22 protein-coding genes are annotated in these 23,778 nt (G+C 62.7%); 12 read left to right on the top strand and 10 right to left on the bottom strand.

Annotation, left to right across the window (positions count from 1 at the left end; genetic code table 11):
* Positions 1–80: 80 nt before the first annotated feature.
* Positions 81–1,226: a phosphoserine transaminase gene (locus AC5SSZ_RS20725; protein ID WP_274829416.1), complete on the bottom strand. Its 1,146-nt coding sequence runs from the start codon at positions 1,224–1,226 to the stop codon at positions 81–83.
* A gap of 259 nt (positions 1,227–1,485) precedes the next feature.
* On the opposite strand from AC5SSZ_RS20725, the gene AC5SSZ_RS20730 reads away from it, so the two are divergent.
* The 3 genes from AC5SSZ_RS20730 (at position 1,486) to AC5SSZ_RS20740 (ending at position 4,303) form a co-directional block, all read left to right on the top strand.
* Positions 1,486–2,526, top strand: a complete 1,041-nt coding sequence (locus AC5SSZ_RS20730) for an AI-2E family transporter (protein WP_274839660.1) — start codon at positions 1,486–1,488, stop codon at positions 2,524–2,526.
* Positions 2,527–2,645: 119 nt separating this feature from the next.
* Positions 2,646–3,521: a phosphoserine phosphatase SerB gene (gene serB, locus AC5SSZ_RS20735; protein ID WP_495439847.1), complete on the top strand. Its 876-nt coding sequence runs from the start codon at positions 2,646–2,648 to the stop codon at positions 3,519–3,521.
* Positions 3,522–3,580: 59 nt separating this feature from the next.
* Positions 3,581–4,303, top strand: coding sequence for a TSUP family transporter (locus AC5SSZ_RS20740; RefSeq protein WP_274831759.1), 723 nt, complete (start codon positions 3,581–3,583; stop codon positions 4,301–4,303).
* Positions 4,304–4,497: 194 nt separating this feature from the next.
* Here the strand turns inward: AC5SSZ_RS20740 and AC5SSZ_RS20745 are convergent, their stop codons facing one another.
* Positions 4,498–5,496 carry an asparaginase gene (locus tag AC5SSZ_RS20745; protein WP_495439849.1) on the bottom strand — a complete coding sequence of 333 codons (999 nt, stop codon included), beginning with the start codon at positions 5,494–5,496 and terminating at the stop codon, positions 4,498–4,500.
* Positions 5,497–5,678: 182 nt separating this feature from the next.
* Between AC5SSZ_RS20745 and AC5SSZ_RS20750 the strand changes: the two genes are divergently transcribed.
* Positions 5,679–6,212 (top strand): invasion associated locus B family protein, encoded by a 534-nt coding sequence (locus AC5SSZ_RS20750; RefSeq protein WP_274829412.1) that lies wholly within the window; start codon positions 5,679–5,681, stop codon positions 6,210–6,212.
* A gap of 179 nt (positions 6,213–6,391) precedes the next feature.
* Positions 6,392–7,576 carry a dual-specificity RNA methyltransferase RlmN gene (gene rlmN / locus AC5SSZ_RS20755; RefSeq protein ID WP_495439851.1) on the top strand — a complete coding sequence of 395 codons (1,185 nt, stop codon included), beginning with the start codon at positions 6,392–6,394 and terminating at the stop codon, positions 7,574–7,576.
* A gap of 71 nt (positions 7,577–7,647) precedes the next feature.
* Here rlmN and AC5SSZ_RS20760 read toward each other — a convergent pair whose 3' ends face one another.
* Positions 7,648–8,943, bottom strand: a complete 1,296-nt coding sequence (locus tag AC5SSZ_RS20760; protein ID WP_495439854.1) for a type I secretion protein — start codon at positions 8,941–8,943, stop codon at positions 7,648–7,650.
* Between the two features lie 268 nt (positions 8,944–9,211).
* Here AC5SSZ_RS20760 and AC5SSZ_RS20765 point away from each other — a divergent pair, with 268 nt between their 5' ends.
* A complete protein-coding gene (locus tag AC5SSZ_RS20765; protein WP_065272181.1) occupies positions 9,212–9,430 on the top strand; it encodes a hypothetical protein in 219 nt (72 codons plus the stop codon).
* A 65-nt stretch (positions 9,431–9,495) separates the two neighbouring features.
* Here the strand turns inward: AC5SSZ_RS20765 and AC5SSZ_RS20770 are convergent, their stop codons facing one another.
* Complete coding sequence (locus AC5SSZ_RS20770) at positions 9,496–10,344, bottom strand: LOG family protein (RefSeq protein ID WP_274867811.1); 849 nt, start codon at positions 10,342–10,344, stop codon at positions 9,496–9,498.
* 145 nt (positions 10,345–10,489) lie between these two features.
* Here AC5SSZ_RS20770 and AC5SSZ_RS20775 point away from each other — a divergent pair, with 145 nt between their 5' ends.
* From AC5SSZ_RS20775 to dapD, 3 genes are all read left to right on the top strand, one after another.
* Positions 10,490–11,419: a threonine/serine dehydratase gene (locus AC5SSZ_RS20775; RefSeq protein ID WP_495439855.1), complete on the top strand. Its 930-nt coding sequence runs from the start codon at positions 10,490–10,492 to the stop codon at positions 11,417–11,419.
* 38 nt (positions 11,420–11,457) lie between these two features.
* Positions 11,458–12,057, top strand: a complete 600-nt coding sequence (locus AC5SSZ_RS20780) for a GntR family transcriptional regulator (RefSeq protein WP_495439857.1) — start codon at positions 11,458–11,460, stop codon at positions 12,055–12,057.
* Positions 12,058–12,165: 108 nt separating this feature from the next.
* Complete coding sequence (gene dapD / locus AC5SSZ_RS20785) at positions 12,166–12,993, top strand: 2,3,4,5-tetrahydropyridine-2,6-dicarboxylate N-succinyltransferase (protein WP_495439859.1); 828 nt, start codon at positions 12,166–12,168, stop codon at positions 12,991–12,993.
* A gap of 55 nt (positions 12,994–13,048) precedes the next feature.
* On the opposite strand, the gene hutU is transcribed toward dapD, so the two are convergent.
* Genes hutU through hutI form a run of 4 tightly spaced genes read right to left on the bottom strand, consistent with a single transcriptional unit; the run spans position 13,049 to position 18,226 of the window.
* Positions 13,049–14,716 (bottom strand): urocanate hydratase, encoded by a 1,668-nt coding sequence (hutU, locus tag AC5SSZ_RS20790; RefSeq protein ID WP_495439861.1) that lies wholly within the window; start codon positions 14,714–14,716, stop codon positions 13,049–13,051.
* On the bottom strand, positions 14,713–15,495 hold the full coding sequence (gene hutG, locus AC5SSZ_RS20795; RefSeq protein ID WP_495439862.1) for an N-formylglutamate deformylase: 783 nt from the start codon (positions 15,493–15,495) through the stop codon (positions 14,713–14,715). The genes hutU and hutG overlap by 4 nt, the downstream gene beginning before the upstream one ends.
* On the bottom strand, positions 15,492–17,015 hold the full coding sequence (hutH, locus tag AC5SSZ_RS20800; RefSeq protein ID WP_495439864.1) for a histidine ammonia-lyase: 1,524 nt from the start codon (positions 17,013–17,015) through the stop codon (positions 15,492–15,494). Before hutH ends, hutG begins: the two co-directional genes overlap by 4 nt.
* Positions 17,012–18,226 carry an imidazolonepropionase gene (hutI, locus tag AC5SSZ_RS20805; protein ID WP_495439866.1) on the bottom strand — a complete coding sequence of 405 codons (1,215 nt, stop codon included), beginning with the start codon at positions 18,224–18,226 and terminating at the stop codon, positions 17,012–17,014. Before hutI ends, hutH begins: the two co-directional genes overlap by 4 nt.
* Positions 18,227–18,300: 74 nt before the next feature.
* On the opposite strand from hutI, the gene AC5SSZ_RS20810 reads away from it, so the two are divergent.
* The gene (locus AC5SSZ_RS20810) at positions 18,301–19,668 is read left to right on the top strand and encodes a formimidoylglutamate deiminase (RefSeq protein WP_495439868.1); all 1,368 of its coding nucleotides are present in this window, start codon (positions 18,301–18,303) and stop codon (positions 19,666–19,668) included.
* Between the two features lie 77 nt (positions 19,669–19,745).
* Complete coding sequence (hutC, locus tag AC5SSZ_RS20815) at positions 19,746–20,447, top strand: histidine utilization transcriptional repressor HutC (protein WP_495439870.1); 702 nt, start codon at positions 19,746–19,748, stop codon at positions 20,445–20,447.
* 15 nt (positions 20,448–20,462) lie between these two features.
* Here hutC and AC5SSZ_RS20820 read toward each other — a convergent pair whose 3' ends face one another.
* A complete protein-coding gene (locus tag AC5SSZ_RS20820; protein WP_495439872.1) occupies positions 20,463–22,034 on the bottom strand; it encodes a choice-of-anchor L domain-containing protein in 1,572 nt (523 codons plus the stop codon).
* Between the two features lie 186 nt (positions 22,035–22,220).
* Between AC5SSZ_RS20820 and AC5SSZ_RS20825 the strand changes: the two genes are divergently transcribed.
* Positions 22,221–22,568 (top strand): DUF8846 family protein, encoded by a 348-nt coding sequence (locus tag AC5SSZ_RS20825; protein ID WP_065273666.1) that lies wholly within the window; start codon positions 22,221–22,223, stop codon positions 22,566–22,568.
* Positions 22,569–22,589: 21 nt separating this feature from the next.
* Here the strand turns inward: AC5SSZ_RS20825 and AC5SSZ_RS20830 are convergent, their stop codons facing one another.
* On the bottom strand, positions 22,590–23,618 hold the full coding sequence (locus AC5SSZ_RS20830) for a transporter substrate-binding domain-containing protein (protein ID WP_065272171.1): 1,029 nt from the start codon (positions 23,616–23,618) through the stop codon (positions 22,590–22,592).
* Positions 23,619–23,778: the final 160 nt, after the last annotated feature.

The following is a 23,778-nucleotide window of genomic DNA, read 5'->3' on the forward strand; positions in this document are numbered from 1 at the left end:
CCGACCCTGGTGGGTGCAAAGCGCCCTCCTTGGGGAGGGTCGGGCGCTGCCCGGCGGTGCCGCCGGGCGAAGTCGCTTGATCAGCCTTGCGCGGCGATCTCGGCCTCAAAAGCCCATTCGAGCCAGGGCAGCATGGCCTCGATATCCGAGGTTTCGACCGTGCCACCGCACCAGATCCGCAGACCGGCAGGCGCGTCCCGATAGGCGCCGATGTCCAGCGCGATGTTTTCCGCTTCCAGACGTTTGGCCACGGCCTTGGCAAAGGCGGCGCCATCCTTGATGCGGTCATCGGTGAACTTCAGGCAGACCGAGGTGTTCGATAGGGTCGCCGGATCCTTGGCCAGGAAATCGATCCAATCGTGTAGCTCGACAAAATCGGCAACCGCCTTGGTGTTTGCATTGGCGCGGTTCTGCAGCCCTTCAAGACCGCCAACCGAACGCGCCCAGTCCAGCGCGAAGAGGTAGTCTTCGACCGCCAGCATGGAGGGCGTGTTGATGGTCGCACCAGAGAAGATACCGTCGATCAGCTTGCCACCCTTGGTCAGGCGGAAGATTTTCGGCAGCGGCCATGCGGGCGTGTAGCTTTCCAGGCGCTCAACCGCGCGCGGGGAGAGGATCAGCATGCCGTGGGCCGCTTCGCCGCCCAGCACCTTTTGCCAAGAGAAGGTGGTCACATCCAGCTTGTCCCAGGGCAGGTCCTGCGCAAAGGCGGCCGAGGTGGCATCGCAAAGGGTCAGACCTTCGCGATCCGCCGGGATCCAGTCGCCATTCGGGACGCGAACACCCGAGGTGGTGCCGTTCCAGGTAAAGACGACGTCATTGGCAAAATCGACCGAGGCCAGATCGACGATCTCGCCGTAATCTGCGGTCTTGGCGACGGCATCCAGTTTCAGCTGCTTGACCACATCGGTGATCCAGCCGGAGCCGAAGCTCTCCCAAGCGAGCATCTCGACGCCGCGGGCGCCCAGAAGGCTCCACATGGCCATTTCCATGGCACCGGTGTCCGAGGCGGGCACGATGCCGATCTTGTAGTCAGCGGGGATCCCCAGAACTTCGCGGGTGCCTTCGATGGCGGCCTTCAGCTTGTCCTTGCCGACAGCGGCACGGTGCGAGCGGCCCAGAGGCGCATCTGCGAGTTTGGTAAGATCGAATGTGGGGGGTTTGGCACAGGGGCCAGAGGAAAAACGCGGATTGGCCGGCCGCGTAGCCGGTTGCTGGTTAGCCATTGATGCTATCCTTCCAGATAAATGCCCCTCGTTGGGGAGGGGTGTCCCACGGACGGAGCTAAGGCCTGCCGAGCGGCCGCGCAATACGCAAAACGACAGATTGCGGCGATTTGGCGCGCAATTGCGACCCCTCCTGACGCCTTTCGGAAACTTTTCACCCCGGATCGGCACCCGATCTGCCCCGTACAGGCTCTGTCATTGCGGCGAGGTATGGGATGCTGTTGTCTGTCTCCATGGTGTTTCGAATCGGATTTCGCAGATGAGCAAACTGGCGCTGGTGACCTATTCCTTTGCGCTGCTGCTGATGGTGGGCTGGCTGCTGACCGCCGGTCAGGCCGTGCTGTTGCCGATCCTCGTGGCCGTGATCGCCGTCTACATCCTGACCACCGCCGCCGAGGTTCTGGCCGATGTGCCGGGTTTCAGCCGCCTGCCCCGTACTGCGCGGCGGCTGCTGGTGCTGCTGGCAATCCTTGCCGCCTTCATGGTGCTGGCCTCCTTCATTACGGCCAGCGCCACGGCGATCTCTGCCGCCCTGCCGCAATACGCCGCCAATCTCGATAAGCTGCAGCACGATTTCCTGACCTATCTCGGCGTCGACGAGGTGCCCAGCTGGGCCAACCTGGGCGAAAGCCTGCTGGACCTGATCGACGCCACCACGCTGATGCCCGCGATGCTTGCCACCATCAGCAACGGCGGCACCCTGATCGTCAGCGCCGCGCTATACGCCGTGTTCATCCTGACGGAACTGGACCGGTTGCCGGAAAAGACCCTGATGGCGATGCGGGAGCCGGAAGATGCCGAGCGCACACTGGAGCTGGCCCGCAAGATCAACGACAAGATCGGCGGGTATCTGGCAGCAAAGACGCTGGTGAACGTCATTCTGGGGCTGGTGTCCTATGCGATCCTTCTAATGCTGGGGATTGCCCACCCAGCCTTCTGGGCGATCCTGATCGGGCTGCTCAATTACATTCCCTATATCGGCTCGATCATCGCGGTGTTCTTTCCGGTCACCATCAGCCTGATCCAATTCGGCTCCTTCGGCCACGCGGCGCTGGCGCTGGTGACGCTGATGACGCCGCAGATGATCATCGGTTATTACGTTGAGCCGAAATACCTTGGGCATTCGGTCAACCTCAGCCCGTTTTCGGTTCTGCTGGCGCTGGCGCTCTGGACCGAGCTTTGGGGCATGACCGGCGCCATTCTTGCGGTACCACTAACCGCGATGGTGATGATCATCCTGGCCGAAATCCCGACCACCCGCTGGTTGGCGGTGCTGATGTCGCAGAACGGCAAGGTCTGACCACTGGCGCGGGCACACATGCGCGATTGGCCGCAGGGGCTGGCCCCGGCGATCCCGCCTCGCTATGACATGCCGCAATTCACCCTGTTCCTGTCTCTCCCCCGCTCCGGAGCCTGCCCATGTATACCGTCACCCTGCTTTGCAATCCTGCGGCGCCCTGCCTTGAGGCGACCCTGGTCGAGTCCCTGCGCAATGCCTGGGGCGGCGGCGAGGCCCAGTGGCTGGCCCCCGACGTGGCCGCCGAGTTTGTGCTGGAGACACTGCCGGATAACCAATGGGACGTCTGGCAGGACCTGCAGAACATGGCCGTTGATCTGGTCATCCAGCCGACCGAGGGACGCCGCAAACGCATGCTGCTGGCGGATATGGATTCCACCATGATCCAGCAGGAATGCATCGACGAGCTGGCAGAGGTCGCTGGCGTCGGGGAACGGGTAAAGGACATCACCGCCCGCGCGATGAACGGCGAGCTTGATTTCGAAGGCGCCCTGACCGAACGGGTCGGCCTGCTGAAGGGCCTGCCCGAAGGCATGATCACCGAGGTTCTGAACACCCGCATTACCCTGATGCCGGGCGGGGCAGAGCTCGTCGCCACGATGAAGGCAAATGGCGCCTATACGGCGCTGGTCTCGGGCGGGTTCACCGCCTTTACCGCGCTGGTCGCGGGCCAGCTGGGCTTTGACGAAAACCGCGCCAATACCTTGCTGACGGCAGAGGGCACACTGACCGGGGATGTGGCCCGCCCGATCCTGGGACGCGAGGCCAAGGTCAACGCGCTGGAAGAGATCACCGCCCAGCTGGGTCTGACTGAGGCGGAGGTGATCGCCGTCGGGGATGGTGCTAATGATCTTGGCATGCTCAGCCGTGCGGGCGCAGGCGTTGCACTGCACGCCAAGCCGTCGGTGGCGGCGGAATGTGATATCCGGATCAATCACGGGGATCTCACTGCGCTGCTTTATGTGCAGGGCTATGCCCGCAGCGATTTCCAGGCCTGATAGACGTGCTCGACCTATTGCCCGGCTTTGAGGTCGGGATCGAAACCCTTCTGCTGTTGATGACAGCCGGGTTTCTTGCCGGGTTCATCGATGCCGTCGCCGGGGGCGGCGGACTGATCACGGTTCCCGTGCTGCTGATCGCGGGAGCCAACCCGGTCACAGCCCTGGCCACCAACAAAATTCAGGGCCTGTTCGGCGCCGCTACCGCCGCCCTGTCCTATGCCCGCGGCGGCCATGTGGACCTGCGTCGGCAGGGGGGATCAGCGCTGATCGCCTTTGTCGCAGCGATCGCCGGGGCGCTTCTGGTCTCGGTTCTGCCGACAGAGTGGATCCGGATGATCCTGCCACTGCTGCTGATCGGAATCGCAGTCTTCTTTGCCACCAAGAAGGGGCTTGGCGATCTCGACCGCGCGCGCCGCCTGTCACCTGCCTTGTTCGCAGGTACCATGGTGCCGCTCTGCGCAGCCTACGATGGGCTGCTGGGACCGGGTGCGGGCAGCTTCTACATGCTCGCCTTCGTATCGCTGGCGGGCTACGGCATTCTCAAGGCGACGGCCCATACCAAGCTGCTGAACCTCTCCTCGAACGCCGGGGCGCTGGTCGCCTTTGCCTTTGTTGCGACGCCCTGGTGGATGACCGGACTGGCCATGGGTCTTGCGCAGATCGCAGGGGCGCGGCTGGGCGCCGGGCTGGCGCAGAAGATTGGCGCTCGGTTGATCAAACCGCTGCTGGTTCTGACTTCGGTGGCGCTGGCGATGAAACTGATCTTCGACATGCTCTAAAGGCAGAACCCCGGGCCGACGAGAAGGCGCGCCATGTAGCGTCCGGGCCTCTCCCGCGCCCGCAGGTGCAACGGCCCTGGGGCCGTCACCCCATGGCGGCCTTGGGCCCAGCGCCGCGCATCGCGCGGCGCCACGCCCAACGGGAGGGCGGCTTTTCAATAGCTGACCGACGGGCGGGAGCCCGCCCTTGCGGGTCAGAATGCCAGTTCGGCAGCGGGACGAATGGCGCCGCAATTGATATTACGCCGGTTCAGAAGCGGCGTATTCAGATATTTGCGGGTTTCCGGGTGATCCGCCTCCAGAACGCCAAGCCCTACAAGAATGGCCGCAATGGCGCATTCGCTGGCCCGGGTTGCGCCATCGGTGATCTTCAGCGCAACGCCCAGCTGCTGCTCAGGCAGGATGGCGACGAACACCGCCTCTGCCCCGGTCTTGATCGCCACCCGGCCGCCCATGGCGCGCATCAGGTTGGTGCAGGCGCGGGTTTCCCCGGCGACCAGCTCGGGGTGTTTCGCCATCGCCGCCACCAGCTGCGCCGCCCCTTCAGAGGCCCGGTCGGACCGTGTATGCGCCGAGGCAAACCAGCCCATCGCCCGCGCCAAACCGTGCACGGTGGTGGCAAAATTCGGCGCCGAGCAGCCATCGATACCATATCCGGGGCTCTCCAGCCCGGTCACCTCTTCAAAGGCAGACAGGCAGGCCTGCTGCACCGGGTGATCAATCTCGACATAATCCGCCCCACCGCCAAGATGCTGGTTCAGGGTCAGGAAGCCCGCGTGTTTGCCCGAGCAGTTGTTGTGCACCTGGCAGGGGCTTTGATCGGTCATGATCAGCTCATTGCGCGCCGGGATGTCGGCCGGTTCCTGCGGGCCGCAGCGGAAATCACTATCCGCCAGCCCCAGCTGACCGAGCCAGGCATTGACCCGGTCGGTGTGGATATGGGCGCCATTGTGCGAGGCACAGGACAGCGCCAGCTGCTCGGATGTCAGCCCGTATTTTGCAGCGGCGCCGGAGGTCATCAGCGGCAGCGCCTGGATCATCTTGGCCGAGCTGCGCGGATAGATCACCGCCTCCGGGTCACCCCAGCTGCGCACGATCTGGCCGCTGGCGTCACAGATGACCGCATGCCCCAGATGCAGGCTTTCCAAAAGGGAGCCACGCCAGATCTCGGCCATAGGTACGGGTTTATTCATGATATCTGCCTCGCTTCTTGGCGAAATCCTGCCAAAACGCACTTTCGCTCGTGGTGATTGTTACGTTAGTGTGCTTCAGTAAGGCAAGCAGGGGAAACGGGCGAAGACGGCGGTCACAACGCTGCCAGCCCCGGTACGATTTCCCTGAAATTGAGGTTATGACAGTCTTGGAGTCGGGACAAATGGCATCGAAACTCGCCCGCTTGGCCGCGGGCCTGTGTGTGGCCGCATTGGCCACCAGCGCGAACGCACAGCAAGCAAAAACGGATAACCGCGTTGGCGCCAACGTGGATTGGAGCGTTTTTCAGGGCGAAAACCCAACCGAATGCTGGGGCGTTTCCGCCCCCAAGGAAACCGTCAACACACGTGATGGTCGGGTTGTCGCCGTGCGCCGCAGCGACATTCAGCTGTTCGTGCTCTATCGCCCGGATGACAGTGACAAAGGTCAGGTCAGCTTTACCGGTGGATACCCCTTCGCGCCCGGATCGACCGTCAACATGGTGATCGGGGATTCCGAATTCGAACTCTTCACCGAAGGTGAATGGGCCTGGCCCGCGACCCCAGCGGATGATGCTAAAATCATCACCGCGATGAAACGGGGATCAGACGCGGTGCTGACCGCCCGTTCGGCTCGCGGCACCCAAACCAAGGACCGGTTCTCCTTGCTTGGGTTTACTGCCGCAGTCGAGGATGCGGAAAAGCGCTGCACCCAGTAATTAAGCCGGGCCTTTCGCATAAAAGTACCGTTTTGCCCCGGCCGCGACAGCAGTCGGGGCTTTTGCTATCGCCCCACCCCAAGCCCCTCTGCAGTGGTATCTGGGGAGGAAATCTTTTGATCTTTGGTCAAACTCCTATATAGAGCCGCATCCAGCCCATAAATCCGAGTCGCCCTGCCATGACCGCCAACGCGCCGATCACCCAAGACGTTCTGACCCTGCCCCGCAAACAGCCCGAGGGCGGCAAGATCAACCTTGTGGGTCTCACCCGCGAGCAGATGCGCGCGGCGCTGATCGAGCACGGCACGCCGGAAAAGCAGGCCAAGATGCGGGTCGGGCAGATCTGGCAATGGATCTACCAATGGGGCAAACGCGACTTTGCCGAGATGACCAATCTCGCCAAGGCCTACCGCGCCCAGCTGGACGAGCATTTCGAAATCGCCATCCCCGAGATGGTCAGCAAGCAGGTGTCGAGCGACGGCACCCGCAAGTATCTGGTGCGTATCGCCGGCGGGCACGAGGTCGAGGTGGTCTATATCCCCGAGGAAGGCCGCGGCACCCTGTGCATTTCCAGCCAGGTGGGCTGCACCCTGACTTGCTCCTTCTGCCACACCGGCACCCAGAAACTGGTGCGCAACCTGACCGCAGGTGAAATCGTTGGACAGGTGATGATGGCGCGCGACGATCTGGAGGAATGGCCGGTGCCCGGCGCCCCCAAGGACGAAACCCGTCTTTTGTCGAACATCGTTCTGATGGGCATGGGTGAGCCGCTTTATAATTTCGAGAACGTGCGCGATGCGATGAAGATCGCCATGGACCCCGAGGGGATTTCCCTGTCGCGCCGCCGGATCACCCTGTCCACTTCGGGCGTGGTGCCGGAAATCGCCCGCACCGCCGAAGAAATCGGCTGCCTTCTGGCCGTGTCCTTCCACGCCACCACGGATGAGGTGCGCAACAAGCTGGTGCCGATCAACAAGCGCTGGAATATCGAGGCGCTCTTGAACGCGCTGCGCGACTATCCGCGGCTGACAAATTCCGAACGCATCACCTTTGAATATGTGATGCTGAAGGATGTGAATGACAGCGACGAAGACGCGCATCGTCTGGTAGAGCTGATCAAGGGCATTCCGGCCAAGGTGAACCTGATCCCGTTCAACGAATGGCCCGGCGCGCCCTACAAACGGTCGTCGAACAATCGCATCCACGCCTTTGCCAATATCATCTACCAGGCAGGCTATGCCTCGCCGATCCGCACCCCGCGTGGCGAGGATATTCTGGCGGCCTGCGGTCAGCTGAAATCGGCCACCGAACGCGCCCGCAAGAGCCGCAAGCAGATCGAGGCCGAGACAGGCACATCGTCCTGAGGCTCGTGATAGACCGACTAAGAACAGGCAGACCGCCACACCGGTCTGCCGAAACGCGCGAGACGGTATTTCTATAGGTACAGAATATCGCCTTCAGTCAGAGACCCGGTAAAGCCTTCCAGCCGTATCTCGAACCAGGAACCGTAACTGAGCACTGTGTCTCCGCCATCCTGCTGCGCGTTCATTTCTCCAAAGTATGCGGGATCGACCTGCGAAACATCGATTACATCGACGCCGGATATGAAATCGGTGATGGTGTTCACATCGTAGAAATCATCGTCCGTAAAGACGAAGACATCCGCGCCGCCGTCACCGGTCAGGACGTCATCTCCGTCGCCACCGTTCAAAATGTCGCTGCCGCCGCCTCCCAGCAAGCGGTCGTTTCCGTTGCCACCTTCAAGAGTGTCCGCGCCCCGCGCACCGGTCAACCGATCGTCACCGCCGCCACCGAAGATCTGGTCACGTCCGCCGCGTCCGTGGAGCACATCGGAATCGTCCTCGCCGCCCGAGTAGTCGTCCTCTCCGATGCCGCCATAAAGTACATCGCTGCCCCCACCACCATTCAGCTTGTCATTGCCGAGCCCACCGATCAGCGTGTCCTGTCCTGCGCCGCCGCGCATCACGTCTTTTGCTTCGCGGCCGATGAGCTGGTCGTCTCCCCCGCGCCCCACCAGCACGGTGGCCTGATCGGTGGAGACCATCACATCGTCCTCGCCCGTCGCGCGGATCTTGACCTTGCCCACGCGATTGAGCCCGACATTCCAACCTTCAAAGGCGCTGGCGTCACCATAGATGTTCTGCAGAGCCTGGGCGTCCATTGTTCCGAGATCCGTGACGCTGTAGCCATCATAGCTGTAGGTCATCACGGTGTTTTCCTGATTATCCAAGCTCTCTTTCAGGGTCAGATCCCCGTCATGCGGATGCTTCAGCCCCATCGAATGCCCCAACTCGTGCAGCATGGTTTCGTATCCATAGCTACCGGGGCTGAGTGCGCTGGTCCCGATCGCAAGGTCGCCTTGACTGGTGTGACCGTCCTGAGATAGCGCGATATCGGCCCAGCCGCCCGCGCTGCCACCGTTGAAACCGAAGACATTGACCATGGCCGGGCCGTCCACCTCGACGAACCGTATCCCGGCTGTGGCCTCAAACTCTTCTGTCACCTGCCGGAAATAACCGCGCTGCACCTCACTGAAGGACCAGTAAGAGCTCGCGCCATAGGGATCTGTCGATACCGGTGCCAGATCCTGCGTTTCGACAAAACTGTAGGTGACAACGACCTGCGTGCCCACGGATGTCTGTCCGTTCCAGCGAAAGACGTCATCGTCCAGATAATATAATAGGGCCGAATAATCGGATACCTCAGACATCACAATCTCCACACACCAATTCCACGCATCAACGTTTCGTCAGGGAATGTGGCTGCCATGCGGCTTGAGATTGGCGGAAACCGCGCGGTTAACCTTATCTTTAAGAAATTTTTAATAATTTCAGAGGTTAAACGGGGATGTGTGAGGGCCGGATACCGCCATTTTACGAAAAATGCTGCCCCATTTTTTCCTATATTCCGGTGCAATTTCGCCATTTGGCTAGAACAGTTTCGATTCTGAAAACAATGCTGTTGAAAAGGGAATCGCAATGCAACAGGAACCCATCGAAACCCGCACTGTTGGCGCCATTGAACCGGGCGTTCTGACCATGATCCGTGATGAGCGTGAAAAGGCGCTGAGCACCCGTGAATGGCAGTTTCGCCTGCGTGGCTATGGCTATGGCATCAAAACGATCGAAGGCGAACAGATCCTGACCCGTCTGCCCCAGGGCATCGCGGTTGGCGTGTTGCCGCCGGAGTTTTTCTGAGCAGCCCGCATCCCCCACGCATTGGTGACGGATGCGGTGCAGCCAAATTTGGCTCGACAGCCTGACTACAGATCGCGGTCCGGCAAAGCGCCGCGCGCCGGAGCAGGCTCCCAGTTATCGATAATCTCCACGGCCTCTTGTGCCGTTTCGACGAACCGGAACAGATCAAGATCCTGATCGGAAATGGTCCCGGCATCCGCCAGGGCCTCCCAGTTGATGATCTTTTCCCAGAACGCGCGCCCGAATAGAATGAAGGGCACCCGTTCCATGCGGCCGGTCTGGATCAGGGTGAGGCTCTCGAACAGCTCATCCAGGGTACCAAAGCCACCCGGAAAGACGGTGATCGCCCGGGCCCGCATCAAAAAGTGCATCTTGCGCACCGCGAAATAGTGGAAGTTAAAGCTGAGATCCGGCGTGACATAGAGGTTCGGCGCCTGCTCATGCGGCAGAACGATGCCAAGGCCGATCGAATGCCCCCCGGCATCGCTGGCACCGAGGTTACCTGCCTCCATCACGCCCGGCCCGCCGCCCGTCACGATGACATTGTGCTGTCCAACAGTCTCCAGGGATGTCAGCGTCATCAGCCGGGCAAATTCCCGCGCCTCATCGTAGAAATGAGAAAGCTCCGCAAGGGTCTGCGTGCGGGCCTGCTCCTTGTTTTGCGGGCTGGGAATGCGCGCGCCGCCGAACATGACGATGGTGCTTTCGATCCCCTTTTCATCCAGCAGCAACTGCGGTTTCAAAAGTTCCAGCTGCAACCGCACAGGGCGCAACTCGTCCCGCAGCATGAATTCATTGTCGTCAAAGGCCAGCCGATAGGACGGGGACCGGGTCTGCGGCGTATGCGGCAGATGTTCGGCCCGGCTCCGGTCGGATTGGGCGTCGGGAAACCGGCTTTTGCGATCGTCGCTCATGTGAAAAGACCTGCATGTTATGCTCAACTGCTGCCCTGTCTATCGTTGCCCTGCCTCAGGCGCCAGCCCGCACACACCGCTCGCCCCTTGCACCCGGAGCGAACTGGCGTAGTCTCCCGCCGAAAGACAAGAAAAGGCGGACGATATGGATTGGACAGGCGATATCGCAGCAGCGGCAGAGCGCATTCGGGACCACGTGCAGGTGACCCCCGTGTTGCAGACGAAAGGGTTTGATCTGGGTCGGCCGATCGAGCTGAAGCTTGAACACATGCAGCACACCGGCAGCTTTAAGGCGCGTGGCGCCTTCAACACCCTGCTCAGCTGTGATGTGCCAGATGCAGGCATCGTCGCAGCCTCGGGCGGGAACCACGGCGCGGCAGTGGCCTATGCCGCCAGCAAACTGGGTCATCGCGCCCGCATCTACGTGCCCGAGATGGCAGGCCCCGCGAAAATTTCACTGATCCGCGACACCGGCGCCGATCTTCAGGTGGTGCCCGGCGCCTATGCCAACGCGCTGGAACTGGCGCAGGCCTATGAACAGGAAACAGGCGCCATGCAGGTGCATGCCTATGATGCGCCCGGCACCGTGGCGGGTCAGGGCACCTGTTTCGCCGAATGGCAGGATCAGGGACTGGAAGCCGACACCGTGGTGGTCGCGGTCGGCGGTGGCGGGCTGATCGCCGGCGCACTGGCCTGGTTCAATGGCAGCAAGAAAGTCGTCGCGGTCGAACCCGACACCTCCTGCGCGCTCAATGCCGCCCTTGCCGCCGGGGCACCAATCGATGTTGAGGTTTCAGGCGTCGCGGCAAACGCGCTTGGCGCCAAACGCATTGGGTCGATCTGCTATGATCTGGCGCAGGCGCGCGGCGTCACATCGGTCACGGTTCCGGACGAGGCCATCACCCGCGCGCAGCATGCCCTGTGGCGCGAGCGGCGCATCCTGACCGAACCGGCAGGCGCAACCGCACTGGCGGCGCTGATGTCCGGCGCCTACCAACCTGACCCCGGCGAACGTGTGGCTGTGCTGGTCTGTGGTGGCAATATCGCCCCAGATCCGCTTCAGCCGCAGGGCTAAGGCTTGCGGCAGGGCCAAAGGCACCCTATCGCAGGGCCATGACCGCCACGATCGCAGACAGGATCTATAGTGCGCTGAGCGAGCGCATCGTCACCGGGCATTTGCCCGCGGGCGAAAAGCTGCGTCAGGACCACATCGCCCGCGAATTCGACACCAGCCATGTGCCAGTGCGCGAAGCGCTGTTGCGGCTTGAGGCGCACGGGCTGGCGCGGTCAGAGCCACGCCGGGGCACCCGCGTCAGCGCGCTGGATCCAGCCGAGATCCGCGAGGTGATCGAAATGCGGGTGGCGCTGGAGGTACTGGCGCTGACCCATGCCTTCCCCCGGCTCAGCGACGCCGACATCGCGGCCGCCGACGCGGCCCGTATCGCCTGCGACGAGGCCGAGGACATGGCCAGCTGGGAACGGCTCAACCGCCAGTTCCACCGCATCATCTTGGCGCCCTGCGCAATGCCGCGGCTGCTGGCCTCGATCGACGATTTGCACATCGCAGCGGCCCGGCACCTGTTTGCCAACTGGCAGCACCAGTGGCGGCAGCGCGCCGACAAGGACCACGCCGCCATCATACAGGCCATGATGCGCCGCGATGCGGCAGCAGCCTGTGAAATCCTGCGCCGCCACCTGCGCCGGGTGCGATAGATCGTCTGAGGACGCTCAAAGCCGCTGTTTCACCGCAATCCGCACATGACCTTCCCCCCGAATACCGCTATGAAAGCGCGAAACGACATTCTTGCCGGAGATACACGCATGTCCAACGCACAGCTGGAAACCGCAATCGAAGCCGCTTGGGAGGCTCGTGACACCATCACCCCCGCCACCACCGGCGAGCAGCGCGAAGCAATCGAAGATACGCTTAACGCGCTCGACAGCGGCAGCCTGCGCGTGGCCGAAAAGCTGGAGAATGGCGACTGGCATGTGAACCAATGGGCCAAGAAGGCCGTGCTGCTGGGCTTCCGCATCAAGGACATGGAAATCCAGTCCGGCGGCCCGCAGGGCTCTGGCTGGTGGGATAAGGTCGACAGCAAGTTCCTGAGCTGGGGTGAAAACCAGTGGAAGGCCGCAGGCTTCCGCGCCGTGCCGAACTGCGTCGTGCGCAAATCCGCCTTCATCGCGCCGGGCGTGGTCCTGATGCCCTCCTTCGTGAACCTCGGCGCCTACGTCGATGAGGGCACCATGGTCGACACCTGGGCCACCGTCGGCTCCTGCGCACAGATCGGCAAGAACGTGCACCTGTCGGGCGGCGTCGGCATCGGCGGCGTTCTGGAACCCATGCAGGCCGGCCCCACCATCATCGAGGACAACTGCTTCATCGGTGCCCGCTCCGAAGTGGTCGAAGGCTGCATCGTGCGCGAAGGTTCGGTTCTGGGCATGGGCGTCTACATCGGCAAGTCGACCAAGATCGTCGACCGCGAAACCGGCGAAGTGATGTATGGCGAAGTGCCGCCTTACTCGGTCGTGGTTTCCGGCTCCATGCCGTCGAAGAACGGCATCAACCTTTACTGTGCGGTAATCGTGAAGCGCGTCGATGCGCAGACCCGCTCCAAGACCGGCATCAACGAGCTGCTGCGCGACTGATCCCGGCCTTGACTGGCACTGTTTGAAACGCGCCCCCTCCGGGGCGCGTTTTTCGTTAGAGGATGCCCGGCAGGTTCAGCTGGTGCGCGCGCGCGCAGTCCTTGGCGATCTCATATCCCGCATCTGCGTGGCGCATGACGCCGGTGGCCGGATCGTTCCACAGCACCCGTGCGATACGGCGGTCGGCGTCTTCGCTGCCATCACAGCAGATCACCACGCCGGAGTGCTGCGAAAAGCCCATCCCAACCCCACCGCCATGGTGCAGCGATACCCAGGTCGCCCCCGAGGCGGTATTGAGCAGCGCATTCAGCAGCGGCCAGTCCGACACCGCATCGGATCCATCCATCATCGCCTCCGTCTCGCGGTTGGGCGAGGCGACCGAGCCGCTATCGAGGTGATCGCGGCCGATGACGACCGGCGCCGACAACTCGCCATTGCGGACCATCTCGTTGAAGGCCAGCCCCGCCCGATGCCGGTCGCCAAGGCCGATCCAGCAGATCCGCGCAGGCAGGCCCTGAAAGGCGATCCGTTCCTCTGCCATATCCAGCCAGCGATGCAGGCCCTCGTTCTCGGGGAACAGCTCTTTCATCTTGGCGTCGGTCTTGCGGATATCCTCGGGATCGCCCGACAGGGCACACCAGCGGAAGGGACCAATGCCCCGGCAGAACAGCGGGCGGATATAGGCGGGCACGAAACCGGGGAAGTCAAAGGCGTTCTCCAGCCCCTCCTCCAGCGCCATCTGGCGGATGTTGTTGCCGTAATCGACTGTGGGAATGCCCATCGCGTGGAACTGGCACATCGCCTCCACCTGCACCTTCATCGAGGCACGGGCGGCCTTTTCCACCGCTTTAGGGTCTGTTTCTCGCTTCTGCTTCCACTCGCCCATGGTCCAGCCCTGCGGCAAGTAACCATTCACCGGGTCATGGGCCGAGGTCTGGTCGGTCACCAGATCGGGGCGGATGCCGCGGGCAACCAACTCGGCAAAGACATCCGCCGCATTGCCCAGAAGGCCAACGGATTTTGCCTCTCCGGCGGCAGTCCAGCGGTCGATCATCGCCAGGGCCTCGTCCAAGGTCTCGGCCTTCTCGTCGAGGTATTTCGTGCGCAGGCGAAAATCGATGCTGTCGGGGTTGCATTCCACCGCCAGACAGCAGGCGCCCGCAAAGACCGCCGCCAGAGGCTGCGCACCGCCCATACCGCCAAGTCCGCCGGTCAGGATCCACTTGCCACGCATATCGCCGCCATAGTGCTGGCGGCCCGCCTCGGCAAAGGTTTCATAGGTGCCCTGCACAATGCCCTGGGTGCCGATGTAGATCCAGGACCCGGCGGTCATCTGGCCGTACATCATCAGCCCCTTCTTATCGAGCTCGTTGAAATGATCCCAATTCGCCCAATGCGGCACGAGGTTCGAGTTGGCGATCAACACGCGCGGCGCATCCTTGTGGGTCTGGAAGACGCCAACGGGTTTGCCCGATTGCACCAGCAGGGTCTGATCTTCTTCCAGCGCGCGCAGGTTGTCGACGATCAGGTCGAAGTCCTTCCAGGTCCGCGCCGCACGCCCGATACCGCCATAGACCACCAGTTCGTGCGGGTTTTCCGCCACATCCGGGTGCAGGTTGTTCATCAGCATCCGCAGCGGCGCCTCTGTCAGCCAGCTTTTTGCGCTGATCTCGGGGCCGGTGGGGGGATAGATATCGCGGTTGTTCTTGCGGGGATCGCTCATGTCGGCCTCCAGGTTTTCAGATCGGTCAGAATACGGCTCAGATGCGCCCGCAGCCGGTCGGCGCGGGCGTTGTCATAGGTCCAGGGCGCCTGCTCAAGGCAATAGCTGCGCTGCGCCAGTTCCATCTGGATCGCATGCAGGCCTTCTACAGGGCGGCCATAGTGGCGGGTGGTCCAGCCACCTTTGAAGCGCCCGTTCAGGATCGCGGTGTAGCCCTCTGCTGCCTCGCAATGGGCCAGGGTCAGCGCCTCGATCGCCGGATCGCAGGTCGTGCCCATATTGGTGCCCACATTGAAATCCGGCAGCGGCCCGTCAAAGAGAAAGGGAATTTCGCCCCGGATCGAATGGCAATCATAGAGAATGGCAAAGCCGTGCTGTGCCCTGACCCGCTCCAGCTCTGCCGCAAGCGCGGCGTGATAGGGCGCATGATAGGCGTCGCGGCGGCGGGCAATCTCTGCTTCGTCCGGCTCCGCCCCTGCCGTCCAGATCGGGCGGCCGTCGAAATCGGTCAGCGGCACCAGCGTCGTGGTGTTCTGCCCGGGATACAGGCTGACACCCGCCGGATCGCGATTCACGTCGATGACATAGCGATGGACCGGGGTGCGTACCGTGGTAACCCCCTCCACCAGCCCAGCGTAAAGGTCGTGAATGTGCCAGTCGGTATCGGCCAGCGCCCGGCCCGTCTCGTTCAGCCCCGCCCGGATGTCCTCCGGGACGTCGGTGCCTGTATGCGGCAGTCCCAGAACCAAAGGGGAAGAGCCACGGGTAACCTCGATCATCGCGCCACCTCGGTTCCGGCCGCCCGGGCGATGTCACCGCTGCGGATCATCGCGCTGGCGGCTTCGATCTCGGGGGCGAGGTAGCGATCTTCGGCGAGCGGCGGGATCTCAGCCCGCAGCGCCTGCAGCACATCTTTCAACCGGTCAGAGGTCTCCAACGGCGCCCGTGCCTCCACCCCTTGCGCAGCGCAGAGCAATTCCACGCCAAGGATCACCGACAGATTCGCGTTCATCCGCCCCAGCCGCAGCGCACCATGGGCGGCCATCGACACGTGGTCCTCCTGATTGGCAGAGGTGGGGGTGGAATCGGTTACGCAAGGATTGGCCAGATGTTTGTTCTCGCTCATCAGGGCCGCAGTCGTGACCTCGGCAATCATGAAACCGGAATTGAGCCCCGGATCGGGGGTTAAGAAGGGCGGCAGGTCAAAGGACAGCGACGGATCCACCATCAGCGCCACGCGGCGCTGCGCGATGGCACCGATCTCCGCCACGGCGAGGGCAATCTGATCAGCGGCGAAGCCAACGTATTCGGCGTGGAAATTGCCGCCCGACACGATCTTTCCAGCCTCGACCAGCACCAGCGGATTGTCGGTGACGGCGTTCGCCTCGATCTCCAGCGTTCCGGCGGCCATCCGCAGCACGTCGAGCGCCGCGCCCAGCACCTGCGGCTGACAGCGGATGCAATAGGGATCCTGCACCCGGCTGTCGCCGTCACGGTGGCTTTCGCGGATCTCGCTACCACTCATGATGGCGCGCATCTCGCGGGCCACGTCGATCTGTCCGGCATGCCCCCTGAGTGCGTGAATATCCGCGATCAGCGGCGCGGTGGACCCCATGATCGCATCCGTTGTCAGCGCCGCCACCACGATGGAGGCTTCTGCCAGACGCCAGGCATCAAACAATCCGGCAAGAGCGCAGGCGGTGGAAAACTGGGTGCCGTTGATCAGGCCCAGCCCTTCCTTTGGCCCCAGAACGATCGACTCCAGCCCCGCCAGTTCCAGCGCCCTGGCGCCGGGCATGCGCGCCCCGTCATAGGTGGCCTCGCCTTCGCCGATCATCACCGCCGCCATATGCGCCAGCGGTGCCAAATCGCCCGAGGCGCCGACAGAGCCTTGCGAGGGCACAACGGGAATGACCCCGCATGCCAGCATAGCCTCGATCTGGGCGATCACCGCCCAGCGCACACCGGAGGCGCCCCGTCCCATCGAGAGCAGTTTAAGCGCCATCATCAAGCGGGTGCGATCTGCAGGCAGCGGATCGCCGACACCGCAGCAATGGCTGAGGATCAGATTGCGTTGCAGCGTGGCGGTGTCTTCCGGCGCGATCCGGGTCGAGGCGAGTTTGCCAAATCCTGTGTTGATGCCATAGATCGGCGCATCACCCGCTGCGGCGTCGGCCACCATCCGGGCCGCTGCCTCGACAGCGGGGCGCGCCGCCGGGTCCAGCCGGACCGGGGTGTCAGAGCGATACAGGGTTTCGAGCGTTTGCAGCGTCACCGCGCCCGGGGTCATCTCAATCATGGTCTGCCTTCGAAAATACGTGCGTGGAGCGGGTTGAACCCGATGCGATAGGACAGCTCGGCCGGACGGCTGACGTTCCAGATGGCCAGATCAGCGCGCAGGCCCGCCGCGATGCGGCCCCGGTCCGAAAGGCCCAGCGCCTGTGCCGCGTGGGAGGTCACCCCGGCCAGTGTCTCTTCCGGGGTCATGCGGAACAGTGTGCAACCCATGTTCATCGCCATCAGAAGCGAGGTCATCGGCGAGGAACCGGGATTGCAGTCCGTTGCCAGCGCCATCGGCACGCCGCGGTCACGAAACAGCGCGATGGGCGGCGCCTGGGTTTCCCGGATCGTGTAATAGGCACCGGGCAGGATGGTCGCGATACTGCCTGCCCCGGCCATTGCCGCAGCATCCGCCGCATTGGCATATTCAAGGTGATCGACCGACAGCGCCCCATAACGCGCGGCCAGCGCGGTACCGCCCTGATGGCTCAGCTGCTCGGCGTGCAGCTTGACCGGCAGGCCCAGTTCCTGCGCGCAGGCAAAGACCTGTTCGATCTCTGCCGGAGAGAAAGCGATGTTTTCGCAGAAACCATCTACCGCATCGACCAGCCCTTCATCATGGGCCGCGCGCAGGGTGGGCAGGCAGACCTCCTGCAGATAGGCCCCAGCGCGGCCGGTGTATTCCGGCGGCACGGCGTGGGCGCCCAGAAAGGTCGTGATGACTGTCACCGGGCGCATCTGCCCCAACCGACGGGCGGCGCGCAGCATTGTCAGCTCAGCCTCGCGGTCCAGCCCATAGCCGGATTTGATTTCGACCGTGGTGATCCCTTCGGCGATCAGCGCATCCAGACGCGGCAGGGCGCTCGCAACCAGTTCCTGTTCTGACGCGGCGCGGGTGGCCGAAACGGTCGAGACGATGCCGCCCCCGGCACGGGCGAGTTCTTCATAAGAGGCGCCGTTCAGACGCATTTCAAATTCCTGCGCCCGGTCTCCGCCGAACACCAGATGGGTGTGGCAGTCGATCAACGCGGGCGTCAGCAGCCGCCCTTCTAGATCCTGCCGGTCCCAGTCTGCGTAGGTCTCAGGCAGGTCAGCCTCGGCCCCGGCCCATTCGATCAGGCCATCCTTGATGGCGACAGCCGCTGCGGAAATCAGCCCGTAAGGCGCGTCCCCCTGCACCAGCGTGGCAGCAGGTCCTCCGATCAGCACATATCGGGATGCGTCAGTCATCAGCCCCTCACAAAGTTCTTGATGCAAGATTGATATGAGCATATTCATATTATGTCTATACATAAGGTGATCAGATGCAGACAATTTTTTCACGGCAGGCCCGCACCCCATCGGGATGGGTCCAGAACATCCGGCTGAGGATTGAGAATGGAGCCATTGCAAAGATCACCGCCAATGCGACGCCCGGCGATGGGGATACCTGCGTCGACACGCTGCTGCCGGGGCTGGCCAACCTGCACTCGCATAGTTTTCAGCGGGCGATGGCGGGGATGAGCGAATACCGCGCCGCCGGGCAGGACAGTTTCTGGACATGGCGGCAGTTGATGTATCGCTTTCTCGACCACCTCAGCCCTGAGCAGTATCAGGCCATCGCTGCGCTGACTTTCATGGAGATGCTTGAGGCCGGGTACACCGCCGTGGGGGAATTCCACTATGTCCACCACCAACCCGGCGGCGCCCTCTATGACGACCCAGCCGAGTTGAGCAACCGGGTCTTTGCCGCCGCTGGCGAGACCGGTATCGGCCTGACGCATCTGCCGGTTTTGTATTCCTATGGCGGGGCTGGGCAGCAGCCTCTGACAGGTGGGCAATTGCGGTTCGGCAATTCGGTGGACGGGTTTGCCGATCTTGTGGCGCAGGTTCGCAAAAATGCTGACCGAGACCTGCCCGCCGACACCCGCATTGGCATCGCTCCGCACTCCCTGCGCGCCACCAGCCCTGAAGATCTAGCAGAGGTCCTGAAGATCCAAAACGGCGCGCCGGTCCATATCCATATCGCCGAACAACCCGCCGAGGTGAAGGACATCCAAGACTGGCTGGGCTCTCGTCCTGTCGAATGGCTGCTGAGCAACGCGCCGGTGGGCAAGGACTGGTGCCTGATCCACGCCACCCATATGACCGAGGCGGAAACCCGAGTATTGGCCACATCAGGCGCGGTCGCGGGGCTGTGCCCGATCACCGAAGCAAATCTGGGCGATGGCCCGTTTAATGGGGCGGAGTATCTGGCGCAGGGCGGGCGCTTCGGGATCGGATCGGATTCCAATATCCGCATCGCCCTGCCCGAAGAACTGCGCCAGCTGGAGTATTCCCAGCGCTTGCGCGATCTGGCCCGCAACGTGATGCCCCCGGGACCGGGATCCGTCGGCGACACCCTGTATCTGGGCGCCGCTCGGGGCGGGGCGCAGGCGCTGGGCCGCGCCGCCGGACAGATCGAAACCGAGGCGCTGGCCGATCTTATTGCCGTCGACACCTCTCTGCCTGCTCTCTGTGCGCTGACGCCCGAACAACTGCTGGACGGTCTGTGCTTCGCCGCAGGTGACGGCGCCATCACCGATGTCTGGAGCGCCGGACGTCATCAGGTGAAACAAGGGCGCCACGTGGGCCGGGAGCAGATTTTGGCCGCCTTCCGCGACACAGTGCAGTCCTTGCGCGCCGCACTCTGACCGCGCGACTTTACAAAACGCGCACGGGCGCCGAGAACGGATCGACCCTTTCGCCACAACCAGCAGCAGGACAGCCGGTGCAGCCACAAAAGAAAACCAGTTTTCAGGATATCCGGGACGAGGTGCTGCGCCGCATTCAGGACCGGGTTTGGGATCAGGGTGCCCTACTCCCCACTGAACAGGAGTTGTCCGAGGAATTCGGCTGCGCCCGCGCCACAGTGAACCGCGCGCTGCGCGAACTGGCCGAACGTGGCATAATCGACCGCAAGCGCAAGAGCGGCACGCGCGTTGCCATCGCGCCGGTGAAACAGGCGCGGCTGGAAATCACCGTAACCCGCCAGCAAGTTGAAGACATGAATGCGGTGTATCGCTACCGGCTGGTCAGCCGTGCCGCCCTGCCTGCGCCGGGGTGGCTGTCCTCGCAGATGGGGCTGACGGCGGGGGCGGAGGTCCTGCATCTGCAATGCATGCATTACGCCGACAACAGCCCGTTTCAGTTCGAAGACCGCTGGATCAATATCGACGCGGTGCCGGATGTCGCGGAGGCTGATTTTTCGCAGACCGGACCCAACGAATGGCTGTTGTCACGCGTGCCCTTCTCCAATGCCGAAATCACCCTGTCTTCGGTGGCGGCGGATGCGGCGCTGGCCGGGTTCCTTGGCACGCAAGAGGGCACGCCGCTGTTCCTGATGGAACGGGCAACCTGGTTTCAGGAGCAGCCGGTGACCTTTGTTAGGATGCATTTTCACCCGGGCTACCGGATGCGCACCCAGTACTGACCCCGCACCTGACCCTCAGCCAGCCTTCAAAAGCAGCTGGCTTTCGTATCCTTTCAGCGCCGGACGGGCACAAGGGCCGTAGGCGGACCAGTCGCCGCCGATGAGGTTCAGGATCTCGGCCCGCGTTTCACCATCAAAACTGGCAGCGGTTTCAAGGCCGGGATGATAGCTTTCGCTCTCCAACCCGTTGCCCCGGATGATCTCATGCCGGTCAAACAGCAGGTGCACATAGGTCACGGGGCCGCCATCACGGCGCATGCGGATGCTGTCGCCGTTGACCAGATCCTTGGCCTTGACCAGAACCTGCGGCGCACCAAACAACAGCTCTGCCCGATCCGAGGACACAAGAACCCGGTGGCAGGGCGACAGCTCTAGCGCAGCGTGATCGCCCAGCGCGCCTGCGGCCAGAACCACCGGCGCATCGGCGCCCTCTGCGCGGCGGTGGCTGCGGCCGATCCAGCGCAGCGGCTGCAATCCATTGTCACGGGTATGAACCAGAGTACCCGGCTCCAGCTTCTCCACCGGCTGCGGCCCCGCGGCGGTATCAATCAACGTCCCGGCCACGAAACAGGGGACCGTGGTCATTTTCACCAGACCCGTGTCGGTATTCCCCAGCCCATCGGCAACCGTATAGGTAAAAGTCGCGGTCTCGGGATCGTCGACATCATCCTGCGCGGCAATGTCAAAGGTGCCATCGTCATTCAGGGTGATGCGCTGGCCGCCCGACAGGGTGACGGTGCTGCCCGCCACCACCGGCTGGCCGTTGATATGGGTGATGGTCAGCGTCGTGCCGGGCGTGTGGCTGTCATTGGCCAGCACATCCAGCGTGTCCGAACTGCCCTCATCCAGCGTGATTGCGTCATCCCCTGCCACCAGCGCGGTCTGGATGGAATCCCCAGCGATCAGCAGGTTGGAATCGTATTTATCATCACCCGCATCCGCGATGCCGATCTTGATCGAGTTCACCTGCCCCGGCTTGACCGGCGCGGTCAGCGTCAACGTGATGGTGAAGCCATCCATTTCGGTATTGTAGGTGTCGTCATGCTGGTTGTTGTCGACATAAAGATCCTGGTTCGACCCATCGTTGATATTGTCGATGGAAATGTCACCGCTGCCGATCGTCAGCTCGGCCTGCTCGCCGTTGACCCAGACCCCGACCGCGTCGTTGAACCCCTTGTTGACGTACTCCAAATACTCTTCCGAGGAGAACACGAACTGCATGGTCAGCGTCGAGCCCGCCGGAATAAAATTCGCCTCGAACACCGCCGCATCATAGGTCTGCATACCCGCCAGATCGGTCAGGTCGGAATCGCCCGCTTCTCCGTGGCGCGTCGTGGTCCGCGAGCTCGTGTTCACGTCACCGCTGCTGTTGGTCAAATCCGCCGCATTGCCAGTCGACAGGATCACGCCGGTGTCCGAGGGGGTGATCTCGGAGGCAACCGTGTCGCCATCCGAATAGATGCCTGAGGCGTCTTTGGCGCCTGTGTAGCTGGCATTGAGAACGGTAATTCCGCTGCCGAACATCGCATCCGCCATCTGCGCCGCAGAGGCTGAGGTATCGACGGGCAACTCGGATGCAATGGGCATAAGATCGGTCCTGAAAAAGCATGAGCAAAACAGAAAATCGGCCCGGCGCGTGAGAACCGGCCCCGCCTCCCTTAGCAGACCCGGAGTTGAGGATCGGTAAACCAGCGCAAATGACCACCTCGCAGACCACTTCTGCAGGCTCTAAGACGATTGACCGCGCAGCGCGCCCCGCGTATGGCCTGCGCCATGGAAAAGAAGAAACCCTCCCGCCAGCAGGTCTATACGCTGCTGGTTCAGATTGGCCGCAAAGAAGGCGACGGGCTGCCCGATGGCGCCTCGGGCGCTGCGCTGATGGTCTACGCCTCCGGCGTGGATGAAGCCGAAGCCGTGCGTGAAACGGTGGCGATCCTGAAACAGGCCGACACCGCGCCGCTGGATGTGACCGGATATGGCACCCTGGCCGAGCGCGAAGCCGAAGGTCACGAGATCGGAGAGGAAGAGCGCGAGCTGATGGACCGCGCACTGGCGGAGAACGCCGTTATCGTCGCTCAGATGACGCCGTTCTTTGACGGGGAAGAACCCACCATCCACTGAACGCGTACCCGGGGATCCAGATCACCTCGATCCGCCGAACCAGCGTTTATAAAGCTGATCATAAGTGCCGTCTTCTTGCAGCGCCAAGAGCGCGCGGTTGGCTTCTTCCGTGTGCTCTGAGCCCTGCGGGAACAGAAGACCGTAATTCTCCCGCAGGAAAGCAGACCCGATGGTGCGCCCGTGGGCCTCGCCTTCGTGTGTGACGTAGTAATTCAGCACCGGCGCGTCAAAGACCACCGCGTCGATCTTGCGCCCCTCGAAGGCTTCGATCAGCTCTTCCAGCCCCGGGTAGCCATAGAAATCGATATCCCGCCGCTGCAGGAAACCCGACGCCGTCGACCCCTCGATGGTGCCGACCCGCTGGCCATAAAGGTCATTGACGGAATTCACCTTGCCGGTGATCGCCTCGACCGTCATCGCTGTGGTGATCTTTGCGACAAAGACCGACACCACGAACAGCGATGAAATCACCAGCAGCACCCCGAACAGGCGACCGATGGGGGTGCGGGGGACGCGCTCTTCAAAACCGCCATTCACCACCAGATTCAGCGCCCACCAGAAGGACGGAAACCAGGCCTCTTTCAGCGGTCGGTCGAAATAGGGCTGGGCGCGGCGTTCGAATGTCCACATCAGCATGCCACCCCCGAACAGCAGTAGGAACGCCAGACCGATGGCAATCGCAAGATCCCAGGACAGCATGGCCCGCCACAGCGACGGCGCCCGCACGTCCTCGGCATGCACCATGATCTGCAGCCCGCTTTCGAACACTGGCTGGCTGAAATCCATTTCGGTTTCGCGCGCCGCCGTGATCGAGATATTGGCCGCCGCCATATCCACCGTGCCGTTGCGCACGCCCTCCAGCATCTCGGCAAAGGTCTCGGTCCGGTTGATCTCGTAGTTCCAGCCAAGGCGATCAGCCATCGCCTCCACCAGCTCGATCGAGAATCCGGTATCGACCCCATTTTCCACCATTGAAAACGGCGGCCGCGTCACGGTGTTGACCGTCAGCATCTGGGCCAGGCTAACCTGTCCCCAGAGGGCAAACATCATCAATGGAAGAAGACGGAAGAAAGACACGTCGAAATCACGACCCTGGATTAAGGAAATCAGAAATGTCTTAGGCCGTATAATAGCATCACGCAAGCGTGATGCCGCGCGCTCCCCTCGGGTCATGCTCTGCCCTGCCCAATGGCGCGGCATAGGACGCAGA

Source organism: Phaeobacter sp. CC-HEC084, assembly GCF_059429255.1.

Excerpts from the sequence above, each read along its gene's own strand:
- AC5SSZ_RS20725 (WP_274829416.1), bottom strand. The coding sequence starts at position 1,226 with ATGGCTAACCAGCAACCGGCTACGCGGCCGGCCAATCCGCGTTTTTCC.
- AC5SSZ_RS20730 (WP_274839660.1), top strand. The coding sequence starts at position 1,486 with ATGAGCAAACTGGCGCTGGTGACCTATTCCTTTGCGCTGCTGCTGATG.
- serB (WP_495439847.1), top strand. The coding sequence starts at position 2,646 with ATGTATACCGTCACCCTGCTTTGCAATCCTGCGGCGCCCTGCCTTGAG.
- AC5SSZ_RS20740 (WP_274831759.1), top strand. The coding sequence starts at position 3,581 with ATGACAGCCGGGTTTCTTGCCGGGTTCATCGATGCCGTCGCCGGGGGC.
- AC5SSZ_RS20745 (WP_495439849.1), bottom strand. The coding sequence starts at position 5,496 with ATGAATAAACCCGTACCTATGGCCGAGATCTGGCGTGGCTCCCTTTTG.
- AC5SSZ_RS20750 (WP_274829412.1), top strand. The coding sequence starts at position 5,679 with ATGGCATCGAAACTCGCCCGCTTGGCCGCGGGCCTGTGTGTGGCCGCA.
- rlmN (WP_495439851.1), top strand. The coding sequence starts at position 6,392 with ATGACCGCCAACGCGCCGATCACCCAAGACGTTCTGACCCTGCCCCGC.
- AC5SSZ_RS20760 (WP_495439854.1), bottom strand. The coding sequence starts at position 8,943 with ATGTCTGAGGTATCCGATTATTCGGCCCTATTATATTATCTGGACGAT.
- AC5SSZ_RS20765 (WP_065272181.1), top strand. The coding sequence starts at position 9,212 with ATGCAACAGGAACCCATCGAAACCCGCACTGTTGGCGCCATTGAACCG.
- AC5SSZ_RS20770 (WP_274867811.1), bottom strand. The coding sequence starts at position 10,344 with ATGAGCGACGATCGCAAAAGCCGGTTTCCCGACGCCCAATCCGACCGG.
- AC5SSZ_RS20775 (WP_495439855.1), top strand. The coding sequence starts at position 10,490 with ATGGATTGGACAGGCGATATCGCAGCAGCGGCAGAGCGCATTCGGGAC.
- AC5SSZ_RS20780 (WP_495439857.1), top strand. The coding sequence starts at position 11,458 with ATGACCGCCACGATCGCAGACAGGATCTATAGTGCGCTGAGCGAGCGC.
- dapD (WP_495439859.1), top strand. The coding sequence starts at position 12,166 with ATGTCCAACGCACAGCTGGAAACCGCAATCGAAGCCGCTTGGGAGGCT.
- hutU (WP_495439861.1), bottom strand. The coding sequence starts at position 14,716 with ATGAGCGATCCCCGCAAGAACAACCGCGATATCTATCCCCCCACCGGC.
- hutG (WP_495439862.1), bottom strand. The coding sequence starts at position 15,495 with ATGATCGAGGTTACCCGTGGCTCTTCCCCTTTGGTTCTGGGACTGCCG.
- hutH (WP_495439864.1), bottom strand. The coding sequence starts at position 17,015 with ATGATTGAGATGACCCCGGGCGCGGTGACGCTGCAAACGCTCGAAACC.
- hutI (WP_495439866.1), bottom strand. The coding sequence starts at position 18,226 with ATGACTGACGCATCCCGATATGTGCTGATCGGAGGACCTGCTGCCACG.
- AC5SSZ_RS20810 (WP_495439868.1), top strand. The coding sequence starts at position 18,301 with ATGCAGACAATTTTTTCACGGCAGGCCCGCACCCCATCGGGATGGGTC.
- AC5SSZ_RS20820 (WP_495439872.1), bottom strand. The coding sequence starts at position 22,034 with ATGCCCATTGCATCCGAGTTGCCCGTCGATACCTCAGCCTCTGCGGCG.
- AC5SSZ_RS20825 (WP_065273666.1), top strand. The coding sequence starts at position 22,221 with ATGGAAAAGAAGAAACCCTCCCGCCAGCAGGTCTATACGCTGCTGGTT.
- AC5SSZ_RS20830 (WP_065272171.1), bottom strand. The coding sequence starts at position 23,618 with ATGATGTTTGCCCTCTGGGGACAGGTTAGCCTGGCCCAGATGCTGACG.